Genomic DNA, 12,070 nt, shown 5'->3' on the forward strand with positions numbered 1-12,070 from the left:
GCCGGACGCCTGTGGGGGCGGACGGCCGGGGATTGTCTCCCTCAAGGTTAATGGACCGCGGCCGGACCCCGTCCCGGGCCGATCACCACCCCGTCCCGGGCAGGACGTCCGCCTGCTCGTCCGCCGGGTCGACGGGCTCCCGCTGCACCTCCAGCACCGCGTGCCCCAGCCGGGGCCGCAGGAACTCCCCGTCCCGCTCGATCCCGAGCACCCCGCCGACCAGCACCATGGACCGCTCGACGCCCAGGAGGTCCCAGACGAACGGCACGGTGGACAGGTGCGAGGGGAAGTCGTTCACCGCGAAGGCGTCCCGGTGGTACGAGGTGCCCGCGGCCTCGCGCCAGCAGAAGGTCTGCCGCAGCCGGGGCCCGTCCGGGGTCTGGGTGTGGGCGAAGAAGGCGGTGAGCCAGCCGGTCACCAGCGGGCCGCCGGACACCGACTCCCACTTGTACAGCGAGCGCCAGAAGCCCTCGTCCACCGGGCCGCCCGCCGCCGTGGCCGCGATCTCCGCCAGCACCGGGCGCAGCTCGGCGAACCACGGCACCAGCCAGTCGAAGCGCTCGGCCAGCACGTCCACCCGGTCCGCGAGCAGCGCCCAGTCCTCGGCGGTGCCCTCCAGCCGGATCCGGGGGATGCCGCAGCGGGTCTCCCAGCGGAAGTCGTAGTAGGGGCTGACCACGTCCATCAGCGCGACCAGCGCCGAGGCCTCGTCGTCCGGCGTGGTGGTCGAGAACCCGGGCCGGAACAGCTCGACCAGCTCCGCGCCCAGGGCCGCCGTCAGCGGTTCCCGGACCAGCCGCACCGACCGCGCCCAGTCGGCGTCGCCGCCCACCAGCGTGTCGTCCCGCACGACGAGCACCCGCGAGCGGTCGGCCGCGCCGAACAGCGCCCGGTAGCGCGGCGGGTACATCCGTACGTGCACCGCGACCTCGTGCACCACCGCGTACCAGAGCACGTCCGGCGACAGGCTCAGCGGCAGGTGCTCCGCGAAGGCGGTGTGGGCGGCGCGCAGCAGCAGGCTCCAGGTCGGCTCGGGCTCGGCCGGCTCCGGCGCGGAGAACTCCGGCCGGACGGGCCGCGGTCGCGGCCGCTCCACCATCGCCGCCACGCTGCGGTGGCGGACCAGGAACCCGCCGCCCACCACCGCCCGCAGGAACCGCTCGTTCCCGAGGTCCACCGGCTCACCCGCGAACCCGTGCCGGGTCTCCCCCAGCGGCAACTCGATGATCACGCCCGCTCCCCCTCACCACCCGGCCCCGCACCACCCGGCCCGTCACCGACCGGCCCCTCACCGACCACCCCGGAACATCAGTCCCGGATTGTCAGTCCCGGACGCTCCACCCGCCCGCGCGCAGCGCCGCCGTGAGCCGCTTGACCGCCATCGGCGCCACCGACAGCTGGACGAAGCCGACCTGCTGCCCGTCCGAGTGCTCGATCAGGACGTCCTCGATGTTGACCCCGGCCTCGCCGACCTCCCCGAACAGCCGGCCCAGCTCGCCCGGCTGGTCGCCGAGGACGACCGCGACGGTCTCGTACCGGGTGGGCGGGGCGCCGTGCTTGCCGGGGATGCGGGCCTGCCCGGTGTTGCCGCGCCGCATCACCGCCTCGATGCCCTCGGCGCCGGACCGGCGCGCGCCCTCCTCCTCGGCCGCCAGGGCGCGCAGCGCGGTGACGGTCTCGCCCAGGTCGTTGGCGACCTCCGCCAGCACGTCGGCCACCGCGCCCGCGTTGGCGGAGAGGATGTCGACCCACATCCCGGGGTTGGAGGCGGCGATCCGGGTCACGTCGCGCACGCCCTGGCCGGAGAGCCTTATGGCCGTCTCGTCGGCGTGCTCCAGCCGGGCCGCGACCAGCGAGGAGACCAGCTGCGGGGCGTGCGAGACCAGGGCCACGGCCCGGTCGTGCGCGGCGGCGTCCATCACGATCGGCACCGCGCCGCACATCGCGACCAGTTCCAGCGCGGCGTTGAGCGTGTCGGTGTCGGTGTCGGCGGTCGGGGTGAGCACCCAGGGCCGGCCCTCGAACAGGTCGGCGCGGGCGGCCAGCGGCCCGGAGCGCTCGCGGCCGGCCATCGGGTGGCTGCCAATGTAGTGGACGGTGTCGAGGCCGAGCGCGGCGATCTCGCCGCCCGGGCCGGACTTCACGCTGGCCACGTCGGTGTACCAGTGCGCCAGGTTGCGGCGCTGGCAGTCCGCGAGCACCTTGCCGACCAGGGCCGGCGGGACGGCGATGATCGCCAGGTCGACCGGGCCCTCGGCCGGTTCGGTGATGCCGGCGCCGAGCGACTCGGCGGTGCGGGCGGCGTCCGGGTCCGCGTCCTCCAGATGGACGGTCAGCCCGCGTGCGGCCAGGGCCAGGGCTGCGGAGGTGCCGATCAGTCCGGTGCCGACGACGACGGCAGTGCGCATGGCGGGTGGCTCTCCTCGATCACGGTTCTCGACTGGACGGTTCTCACGGCGGTGCTCAAACGACAGGCGGTGCTCGACGACAGGCGGTGCTCGACGACAGGTGTTGCCCAACGACGGACGGTGCTCGACCAACGTGCCCGACCGGGCCCGACCGGGAGCGCCCGCGCCCCATCCTCCCACCCGACGACCCCCGCCGACCCCCGACCCCGGCAACCACCGCGCTCCGCGTCCCGTCCCCCACAGTGCACACGCCGTGCCCCGGCAAATCCGGCGACGCCCGGCCCCGGGCGGGGCAGACTGGCCGCCCGGGGGGCGACGGGGCGAGCCGCGGCACACCGGGCGACCGGACGCGAACGAAGGGGATGCGCATGGACGATCAGCACAGCAGTCACACCGGGCCGTCGAAACGGCCGACCGTACCGGCCCACCCGTCGGTCCTGGACTCCGTCGTGGTGTACGCCGAGGGCGCGGTGTGCCGACGCCGGGCCACCGTGCCGCTCCCGCCCGGCGGACGGCTGCGGCTGACCGGCCTGCCCGACTCGCTGCGGGCCGATTCGCTGCGGGCCAGGGTGCTCTCCGGTCCGGCCGGCACGGCGGTGGTCGAGGCCCGCCTCGAAGCGCTCGCCGAGCTCCGCGATCCGGGCGAACTCCCCGAGCTGCGGCGCGAGTTGGACGAGACCGAAGAACGTCTGAGCGCACTGAACGAGCGCCACCGGCTGGTCCTGGCCGCGATCGCCGAGACCGCCGCGCTGCGCGCCGTCCCGCCGCAGCGCCGACGTGAGGAGCCGCTGCGCCGCACCCCGGCGGACGCCTGGCTGGAGCTCGCCGACTTCGTCGACGAGCGACTGGCCCGCCTCCAGGAGCGCGCCGAGCAGCTCACCCGGGAGATCGAACTCGCCGACCACGAGCGCCAGTTGGCCGCCGACCGGCTGGACCGGACGTCCACCGCCGAGCGCACCGAGCCGGTCGGCACCACCGAAACCGTCCTGCTCACCCTGACCACCCCCGACCCCGAAACCACCCCCGCCACCGACACCGCCCTAACCCCAACCCCAGTCCCAACCCCCACCCCCGACCGGATCGAACTGGAGCTGGAGTACGGCGTCCCCACCGCCCGCTGGGTGCCCGCCTACCGCCTCAGCCACCGCACCGGCGCCGACACCGCCCAGCTGGTCCTGCGCGCCGCCGTCGCCCAGCACACCGGCGAGGACTGGACGGGCGTCCGGCTGGCCCTGTCCACCGCCGACCTCGAGCGCCGCACCGACCTGCCCCGACTCGCCTCGCTGCGGATCGGCCGCAGCCAGCCCACCCCGCCGCCCTCCGGCTGGCGCGAGCCCCCGGCCGGCCTGTCCGACCTCTTCACCGGCTACGACACGGCCACGGCCGACCGCCCCGCCCCCCACCGCACCAAGCGCACCGGCGTCCCGCTCCCCGTCCCACCCGGCGCGCCCAAGCCCGGCCCCCGCTTCTCGGCCCGGCTCGGCGGCGCCCGCCCGGCCGGCCCCCGCGGCGAGTTCCTCGCGGACGAGGCGGCGCCCGCCGGCCCGTCCGACGGCGGAATGCTCGCCGTCCCGGAGCCGCCCTCCGCCCCCGTACCGCCCGGCTTCGCCGGCTACGGCGGCTACGCCGGCCCGCCCGCGCCCAGCGCCCCCGCCCCGGCCGTCAGCCCGGCCGCCGCCCCGGTGCCGCCGGCCCCCGGCGGTGCCCCGATGGCCCAGGCCTTCGGCGACGCCCCGCAGGAGGAGGCCCGCCGCTCCAGGGGCCGCCGCAGCGCGACCCCGCCGCCCGGCACCGGCTTCGTCCCCGAGGCCGACCTGCTCGACTACCCCGGCCTCCAGCTGGCCGGCCCCGACGCCCCCGCCGGCCGCCGCGGCACCCTGCGCCCGGACCCGGCCCGGGCCGGGCACGACACCCGGCAGCGGTTCCACCAGGGCCCCCGCCTGACCGGCCTCACCCTCCCCCGCCACGCCGTCCCGCCCCGCGCGTCGGCCGGCTCCTTCGACCACCGCTTCGACGCCGCCGCCCGCGCCGACGTCCCCTCCGACGGCACCTGGCACACCGTCACGGTGGACGAGATCCCGCTCTCCGTCCGCCCCGAGTACGTCACCGTCCCCGCCGTCGAGGAGAAGGTGTACGCGACCCTGGTGCTGGTCAACCACACCGACCGCGCCGTGCTGGCCGGCCCGGTCGAGGTCACCGTGGACGACGAGTTCCTGCTCACCGCCGCCCTGCCGACCCTCGCCCCGGGCGGCACCCGGAGCCTGGGCATCGGCGTCACGGAGAGCGTCGAGGTGGCGCGCCGCACCGAGCTGCACGAGTCCGCCACCGGCATGCTGAAGGGCAACAGCACCGTGCTCGACCACCGGGTGCACGTCCAGCTGGCGAACCGGCTCGGCCGCCCCGTCACGGTCGAGGTCCGCGAACGCGTTCCGGTCGCCTCCGACGCCGAGATCCGGATCGAGGAGCGCGCCGACTGGCAGGCCCCGACCGTCCCGACCCCGGAGTGCCCGGCCGGCACCCGGCTCTGGCGGGTGGAGCTGCCGCCGGGCGGCCGCACCGAGCTGGACGGCGGCTACCAGATCAAGATCCCGGCCGGAAAGGCCATCGTCGGCGGAAACCGGAGGAACTGACAGATGACCGAAGAGACCGTTCCCCTCCAAGACCCCCTCCCCGTCCCGCTCCTCCTCCCGCTCGCCGTTCCGCTCCCCGTCACCGCCGTCACCTGCCTGGAGGACCGCGCCCAGGTCGAACGCACGGTGACCGTCGAACTCGCCGCGGGCGTCCAGCGGCTGCGGCTGGGCCCGCTCACCGCCCTCGCCGTCGACCGCACCCTGCGCGCGGAGTCCGCCGCCCCCGGCACCCGGGTGCTGGAGGCCCGGCTGGTGCGCTCCTGGTCCCCGCGCGCCCCGCTGCCGCCCGGCCCGGCGGACTCCGCGCTGCGCCACCAGCTGCACGGCCTGGAGGCCGAGGCACGCCTCGCGGACCAGACCCGAGCCCGTCTGGAGGCCCGGCTCGCCCTGCTCGCCCAGCTCTCCGCGGACCTGCTGCGCGAGGTCGGCGAGGGCGCCGGCGTCGGCGAGATCGAGCGCACCCGCTGGGCCCGCGAGCTGGACCGGGTGGACGCCGAGCGCGAGCGCTACGCCGAGGAGCTGCGCGCCGCCCGCTCCCGGCTGCGCCGCCTGGACCAGGAGCGCTCCCAGGCCCTGCTGGCCCTGGACGAGGCCGAGGAGGAGCCCGCCGAGCTGCACGCCCACCTGGAGCTCACGGTCGAGGCCGAGCGCCCCGGCCCGGCCGCGCTGACCGTCCACCACCTGGTGCCCTGCGCGCTGTGGCGCCCCTCGTACCGGGCCGTCCTGGACGGCGCCGGGCTGCGCCTGGAGTCGGAGGCGGTGGTCTGGCAGCGCACCGGCGAGGACTGGACCGGCGCCCGGCTCACCTTCTCCACCGCCCGTTCCGCCCTCGCCACCGACCCGCCCGCGCTCACCGAGGACCTGCTGAGCCTGCGCGAGCGCACCGACGAGGAGCGCCGCACCGTCGAGGTCGAGCTGCGCGAGGAGGAGGTCACCACCCTGGGCCCGGGAGCCGCCGTCCCCGGCCTGGACGACGGCGGCGAGGTCCGGGTGCTGCCCGCCCCCGCGCCGGCCACCGTCCCCTCGGACGGCCGGGCGCACCGGGTCCCGCTGGGCGCCTTCACCGGCCCGGCGAGCAGCGAGTACGCCTGCGCCCCGGAGCTGTCCCCGCTGGTCACCCAGGTGGTCCGGTTCCGCAACGCGGCCGGGCACCCGCTGCTGGCCGGCCCGGTCGAGCTGGTCCGCGGCAGCGGCTTCACCGGCCGCGGCGAGCTGCGCTTCACCGCCGCCGGCGCCGACGCCGAGCTGTCCTTCGGCAGTACGGACGGCTACCGGGTGGTCCGGGAGACCGACGAGCGCCGCAGCACCGCCGCCCTGAGCGGCCGCCAGACCACCACCCGCACCGTCCGGCTGCACCTGTCCCGCTTCTCCGGCCCGGAGGAGCACGACGAGCAGCTGGTCACGGTCCGCGAGCGGGTGCCGGTCTCGGAGGTGGCCGCGGTCGAGGTGCGGCTGCGCAAGGAGGAGTGCTCCCCGGCGCCGGACTCCTTCGACGCCGAGGGCATCGTCCGCTGGGACGTCCCGCTCGGCCCGGGCGCCCGCCGCAGCCTCACCCTGGTGTACGAGGTCTCGGCCGCCGCCAAGGTGGCCGGGCTGTGACGCCGGAGGGCCCGTGACGACCGCTCAGGACCGGAAAGCGGGTACAAAAGGAACATGATCCTCCATCTCGCTCCCCTGGACGACTGGCTGTCCGACCCCGGCCGCCCGTACGCCACCGCCTCGCTGCTCACCGACGGGTTCATCCACTGCTCGGCGGACGAGCAGACGGCGCTCGCGGTGGCCAACTCCTTCTACGCCGACACCCCGGACCCGCTGATGGTGCTGCTGATCGAGGAGGCACTGGTGGAGCCGATGGTCAAGTGGGAGGCCGCGCACGGCGCCCCGCCGCCCGGCGCCACCCCCGGCGTCCTGTTCCCGCACATCTACGGGCGGCTGAACCGCTCCGCGGTGGTCGGCCTGGAGAAGGTCGAGCGCGGCCCGGACGGCCGCTGGGCCTCGCTCAGCCCCTGGAGCTGAGCAGCCGACCAGAGCGCGCCTCCCGGCCGACAACCGCTCCGACTCACAGCCACCCCCGCTCCCGGGCCGCCATCCCGGCCTGGAAGCGGGTGGTGGCGCCCAGCGAGCGCATCAGGGCCTGCAGCCGCCGCTGGGTGGTCCGGGCGCTCCAGCCCAGCGACCGGGCGATCGACTCGTCGGTCAGCCCGGCGGCCAGCAGTCCGAGCAGCTTGCGGTGGTCGGCGTCCGGCTCCCCCGACGCCTCCCCGGTGCCGATCGCGGCCTGCAGCTGCACGGCCCGCTCCCACTCGGCCTCGAACAGCGTGTCCAGCGCCTGCAGCAGCGCCGAGGGGTGGATGACGTAGGCCGCGTCCAGCACGCTGTCGCCGACGCTGATCGGGATGATCGCCATCCGGTCGTCCGAGATGATCATCTTCATCGGCAGCGTCGGCCGCACCCGCGCCTCCTCGCCGTCCGCGACGCCGACCAGGATGTTCTTCTCCAGCCGGCCGGGCCAGGCCACCGCCTCCCGGTCGTAGACGGTCCGGAACCGCAGGCCCTCCCGCATCCGCCGCCGCTGCAGCGGCATCGCCGCCACCGGGTCCTGGATGTACGGCGGGCGGTCGAAGCCCCGGACCTGGTACTGGCTGGTCCCGGTGATGTGCTCCAGCCGCTGGGCGATCGCCTCGCCACCGGTCAGCACCTCCACCGAGTGCGCCGGGTCGGTGTACCGCGAGGCCTCCCGGAAGGCGTCCATCAGCCGGTGCATCTCGGCCCGGGCACTGCGCAGCTCGGACTCCCGGTGGCCGATCAGGGTCCCTATCGCCACGTCCGGGGCGACCGGCAGGTAGCGCTCCCGGTCCACCGGTGCCCGGGTGGCCATCCCCTGCTGCGCCAACCGGTCCAGCGCGCGCACGCCCTGCTGGAGCGTCAGGCCGCAGCTCCCGGCCAGCTCCTCGGCCGTGGACTGCGGATTGGCGACCAGCGCCGCGTACACCCGCCCGTCCGGTTCGGCCAGCCCCAACGGGCCGAGCGCATGTCCGGCGGACCGCCCCAGTGCTGCATCGGACACGACGCCGTCTCCCCCTGTTCGCCGCGGAACACCCCTCCGGCGCCGGTCCTGGCGCAGTCCCGCCACTCGGCGGGGCGGTGGTCCGGTGGCCATCCTCTGCCACGGATCATGGCGCTGACAAGGCCGTGACCAGCGGTTGCGTCCCGGCTCACACACACGTCGGAGGGTCCCCCGCCACCACGGGCGGGGGACCCTCCGACGAACAACGGCCGTACGGCCGGGGTCCTACAGACCGACCTCACGCATCAGCTGGCCGACCTCGGGGTTGGTCAGGCGGCGCAGCCAGCCCGACTTCTGGTCGCCGAGGGCGATCGGACCGAAGTGGGTGCGCACCAGCTTCTCGACCGGGAAGCCGACCTCGGACAGCATCCGGCGGACGATGTGCTTGCGGCCCTCGTGCAGGGTCACCTCGACCAGGTAGTTCTTGCCGACGTTCGAGATCACCTTGAAGCTGTCGGCCCGCGCGTAGCCGTCCTCCAGCTCCACGCCCTTGGCCAGCTGCTTGCCCAGGTCACGCGGGATCGGGCCCTGGATGGCGGCCAGGTAGGTCTTGGTCACGCCGTACTTCGGGTGGGTGAGGCGGTGGGCCAGCTCGCCGTGGTTGGTGAGCAGGATGATGCCCTCGGTCTCGGTGTCCAGCCGGCCGACGTGGAACAGCCGGGTCTCCCGGTTGGTCACGTAGTCGCCCAGGCACTGGCGCCCGTCCGGGTCCTCCATGGTGGAGACCACGCCGGCCGGCTTGTTGAGCGCGAAGAACAGGTAGGACTGGGTGGCGACGGTCAGGCCGTCGACCTTGATCTCGTCCTTCTCCGGGTCGACCCGCTTGCCCTGCTCGGTGACCAGCTTGCCGTTGACCTCGACCCGGCCCTGCTCGATCAGCTCCTCGCAGGCGCGCCGGCTGCCGATGCCGGCCCGGGCCAGCACCTTCTGCAGGCGCTCGCCCTCGGGCTCGCCGAAGGTCTTGGGCAGCTTGACGGCCGGCTTGTCGTGCCGGGCCAGCACGGCGTCCTCGATCTTGGCCTGGAGCTCGCGCGAGCGCTGCGGCTGGCGGCGCGGGTCGCCCGGGGCGCCCTGGCCCTCCCGGCGCGGGCGCGGGGCCGGGCTGGGGCGTCGACCGGTGAAGCCGCCGCGGGCCGGGGTGGCGTTCGGGCCGCCGCCGAACTCGGGGCGGTCGTACTTGCGCTCCTCGGGCCGCAGCGGGCGGTCCGGGAAGCGGCGGTCGTCACGACGGTCGTCGCGCCGGTCGTCCCGGCGGCCGCCGTCACGCCCGTAGGAGCCGCCGCGCGAGCTCGAACCCGAGCCCGAGCCGCCGCCGTAGGAGCCGCCCCGCGAACCCGAGCCGCCACCGTACGAACCGCCGCCGCCCGAGCCGCCGCCGTAGGAGCCGCCCCGCGAACCCGAGCCGCCACCGTACGAACCGCCGCCGCCGCTGCCGCCGTACGAACCGCCGCCGTACGAACCGCCGCGCGAGCCCGAACCCGACCCCGAGCCGCCGCGACCGCCGCCGCTGCTACCGCCGTAGGAGCCGCCCCGGCCCCCGCCCTGTCCGCCGCGAGCGCTGCCGCTGCCGCCGCCGCTGCCGTTCCTGCCGTTGCCACTGCTACGCATCAAAGTGTCCGTACGTCGTTTTTCGTCTGGGATGTGCGGTCGTTTCGGCCGACCTCACCTCCCCCTACCGATCGGGCGTTGCCCGATCGGCCTCGCCACTGCCGTCCGCGGCCTGCACGGCAGCGGTGGCGACCGCCTCCGCGATCATCGTGCCCTCCAGGGACTCCGCTTCCACGTCGTCGACCTCGGGCAGGAAGGGAGCGAGCTCCGGCAGCTCGTCCAAGCCGCGGAGCCCCATCCGTTCCAGGAAGTATTTCGTCGTCCGATACAGGATCGCACCTGTTTCGGGCTCGGATCCGGCCTCTTCCACCAGTCCTCGCTGTACCAGGGTACGCATCACGCCGTCACAGTTCACACCGCGGACGGCGGAAACCCGCGATCTGGACACCGGCTGCCGGTACGCGACCACCGCCAGGGTCTCCAGCGCGGCCTGGGTCAGCCGGGCCTGCTGGCCGTCCAGCAGGAAGCGGTCGACCGCCTCGGCGCAGCTCTCCCGGCTGTAGAACCGCCAGCCGCCGGCCACCAGCCGCAGGTCGAACCCGCGCCCCTGGGCCGCGTACTCGGCGGCCAGCGCGCGCAGCGCCGCGGCCACCTCGGCCCGCGGCCGCTCCAGCACCCCGGCCAGCCGCTCCTCGCCGACCGGCTCGTCGACGACCATCAGGATCGCCTCCAGCTCGGCCCGCAGCCCCGGCCCGACCGGCTCCGCTTCGACCGGCTCGGATCCGACCGGCTCCGGCGCACCGGAAGTCGCACCGGAAGTCGACGGAGCCGACTTCTGGTGCACGACCCGCAGCTCGGCGTCCCCGGCCGCCGGTGCCGCCACCGGCTCCGGCAGCAGCTCGAAGGCCGGCTCCAGCCACTCCTCCGCCCGCGGCCGCCCCGGCAGCCCGAGCGGGCGCCGCACCGGCCGCCCGCCGTCGTTCCCGCCGCTCATCGCCGCCCGTCCTCCTCCTCGGCCCGCTCCGCCCCGCCGGCGGGCCGGTCGAACTCGTCCGTCACCTCGACCGGGCCCCGGCCCTCCTCGGCCACCCAGCGCACCCGCAGCTCGCCGAGCGCCTCCGGCTGCTCGAAGGCCAGCACCCGCTCCCGGTAGAGCTCCAGCAGCGCCAGGAAGCGGGCGACCACCACCAGGGTGTCCGGCGCGTCCGCGACCAGCTGCTGGAAGGAGGCCTCGCCGAGCCCGGTGAGCAGCGCCGCCACCAGCGCGGCCTGCTCGCGCACGCTCACCGGCGGGGTGTGGATGTGGTCCACGTACACGACCGGCGCCGGCTTCGGCTCCATGGCCTTGGCCGCCAGCCGGGCGAGCCCCTCCGGGCCGATGGTGATGACCACCTCGGGCAGCAGCTCCGCGTGCCGGGGCTCCAGCCCGACGGTCCGGGGGCGCCGCAGCAGCTCGGCCGCCCAGCGCTCGCCGAACAGCGCCGCCGCCCGCTTGTACGCCCGGTACTGCAGCAGCCGGGCGAACAGCAGGTCACGCGCCTCCAGCAGGGCCAGGTCCGCCTCGTCCTCGACCTCGGCCACCGGCAGCAGCCGGGCGGCCTTGAGGTCGAGCAGGGTGGCGGCCACCACCAGGAACTCGGTCGCCGCGTCCAGGTCCCAGTCCGGGCCCATCGCCCGGATGTGCGCCAGGAACTCGTCCGTCACGGTGGCCAGGGCCACCTCGGTGACGTCCAGCTTGTGCTTGGCGATCAGGCTGAGCAGCAGGTCGAAGGGGCCCTCGAAGTTGTCCAGCCGCACCCGGAACCCGCCCCGGGACTCCTCCTCGGTGGCGTTCACGGCGCTGGCGGCTGGCTCGACGGTGCTCGGCATGACGTTCCATCTTCGCCCGCCCGCACCGGCCGTCCCGCCCGGAGGGCCGCCGACACGCCGTCCACGGGCCCGCCACGGGCCCTCGGCACGCCACCACGGGCAGCCCGGGCGCCTCCCGGGGCCGGAGCCGCCCGCAGACGGGCCTAGCGGCCGCGCAGCCGCCGGACCAGGATCGAGGCCTCGCCGCGCTGCTCCAGGTCCGCCAGGACCACCGCGATGGCCTCCCGGACGATCCGCCCGCGGTCCACGGCCAGGCCGTGCTCGCCGCGCAGCACCAGCCGGGTGTGCTCCAGGTCCATGAGCTCCTCGGCGGACACGTACACGGTGATCTTCTCGTCGTGCCGCTCGCGCCCGCTCGGGCGGCGCGGCGCGCGGCCGCGCGGCCGGGCGCGTCCGTTGGCGCCGGGCTGCTCCTCGGCCGCGCCCGGGTGGGCGCGGCCGGCCGACGCGGGGGCGGGGGCGCGGGCGGGGGACACGGGGGGGCCGGCCGGGGCGGCGGCCAGGGCCCCGGCGGCCCGCGGGGGGGGGGGGGGCCGCGCCGGCGGGCC

The 12,070-nt window shown here is 75.9% G+C and carries 10 protein-coding genes; 3 read left to right on the forward strand and 7 right to left on the reverse strand.

Features of this window, described 5'->3' with window-relative positions:
* Positions 1 to 82: 82 nt before the first annotated feature.
* Positions 83 to 1,231 (reverse strand): DUF4419 domain-containing protein, encoded by a 1,149-nt coding sequence (locus ACFVXG_RS22370; RefSeq protein ID WP_387929994.1) that lies wholly within the window; start codon positions 1,229 to 1,231, stop codon positions 83 to 85.
* A gap of 91 nt (positions 1,232 to 1,322) precedes the next feature.
* A complete protein-coding gene (locus ACFVXG_RS22375; RefSeq protein ID WP_387929996.1) occupies positions 1,323 to 2,408 on the reverse strand; it encodes a prephenate dehydrogenase in 1,086 nt (361 codons plus the stop codon).
* Between the two features lie 368 nt (positions 2,409 to 2,776).
* Between ACFVXG_RS22375 and ACFVXG_RS22380 the strand changes: the two genes are divergently transcribed.
* Genes ACFVXG_RS22380 through ACFVXG_RS22390 form a run of 3 tightly spaced genes read left to right on the forward strand, consistent with a single transcriptional unit; the run spans position 2,777 to position 7,054 of the window.
* Positions 2,777 to 5,038 (forward strand): DUF4139 domain-containing protein, encoded by a 2,262-nt coding sequence (locus tag ACFVXG_RS22380; RefSeq protein ID WP_387929997.1) that lies wholly within the window; start codon positions 2,777 to 2,779, stop codon positions 5,036 to 5,038.
* A 3-nt stretch (positions 5,039 to 5,041) separates the two neighbouring features.
* Entirely contained in the window at positions 5,042 to 6,637 is a 1,596-nt protein-coding gene (locus ACFVXG_RS22385; protein ID WP_387929999.1) for a mucoidy inhibitor MuiA family protein, read from the forward strand.
* A 54-nt stretch (positions 6,638 to 6,691) separates the two neighbouring features.
* The gene (locus ACFVXG_RS22390; RefSeq protein WP_387930001.1) at positions 6,692 to 7,054 is read left to right on the forward strand and encodes a DUF952 domain-containing protein; all 363 of its coding nucleotides are present in this window, start codon (positions 6,692 to 6,694) and stop codon (positions 7,052 to 7,054) included.
* A 43-nt stretch (positions 7,055 to 7,097) separates the two neighbouring features.
* Here ACFVXG_RS22390 and ACFVXG_RS22395 read toward each other — a convergent pair whose 3' ends face one another.
* From ACFVXG_RS22395 to ACFVXG_RS22415, 5 genes are all read right to left on the reverse strand, one after another.
* Positions 7,098 to 8,105 carry a helix-turn-helix domain-containing protein gene (locus ACFVXG_RS22395; RefSeq protein WP_387930002.1) on the reverse strand — a complete coding sequence of 336 codons (1,008 nt, stop codon included), beginning with the start codon at positions 8,103 to 8,105 and terminating at the stop codon, positions 7,098 to 7,100.
* A 225-nt stretch (positions 8,106 to 8,330) separates the two neighbouring features.
* The gene (locus tag ACFVXG_RS22400) at positions 8,331 to 9,713 is read right to left on the reverse strand and encodes a pseudouridine synthase (RefSeq protein ID WP_387930003.1); all 1,383 of its coding nucleotides are present in this window, start codon (positions 9,711 to 9,713) and stop codon (positions 8,331 to 8,333) included.
* A gap of 64 nt (positions 9,714 to 9,777) precedes the next feature.
* Positions 9,778 to 10,371, reverse strand: a complete 594-nt coding sequence (locus ACFVXG_RS22405; RefSeq protein WP_387930014.1) for an SMC-Scp complex subunit ScpB — start codon at positions 10,369 to 10,371, stop codon at positions 9,778 to 9,780.
* A gap of 272 nt (positions 10,372 to 10,643) precedes the next feature.
* On the reverse strand, positions 10,644 to 11,522 hold the full coding sequence (locus ACFVXG_RS22410) for a segregation and condensation protein A (RefSeq protein ID WP_387930005.1): 879 nt from the start codon (positions 11,520 to 11,522) through the stop codon (positions 10,644 to 10,646).
* Between the two features lie 143 nt (positions 11,523 to 11,665).
* Positions 11,666 to 11,998 (reverse strand): hypothetical protein, encoded by a 333-nt coding sequence (locus ACFVXG_RS22415; protein ID WP_387930006.1) that lies wholly within the window; start codon positions 11,996 to 11,998, stop codon positions 11,666 to 11,668.
* Positions 11,999 to 12,070: the final 72 nt, after the last annotated feature.

It is taken from the genome of Kitasatospora sp. NPDC058162 (assembly GCF_042884005.1).
Classification (GTDB): Bacteria; Actinomycetota; Actinomycetes; order Streptomycetales; family Streptomycetaceae; genus Kitasatospora.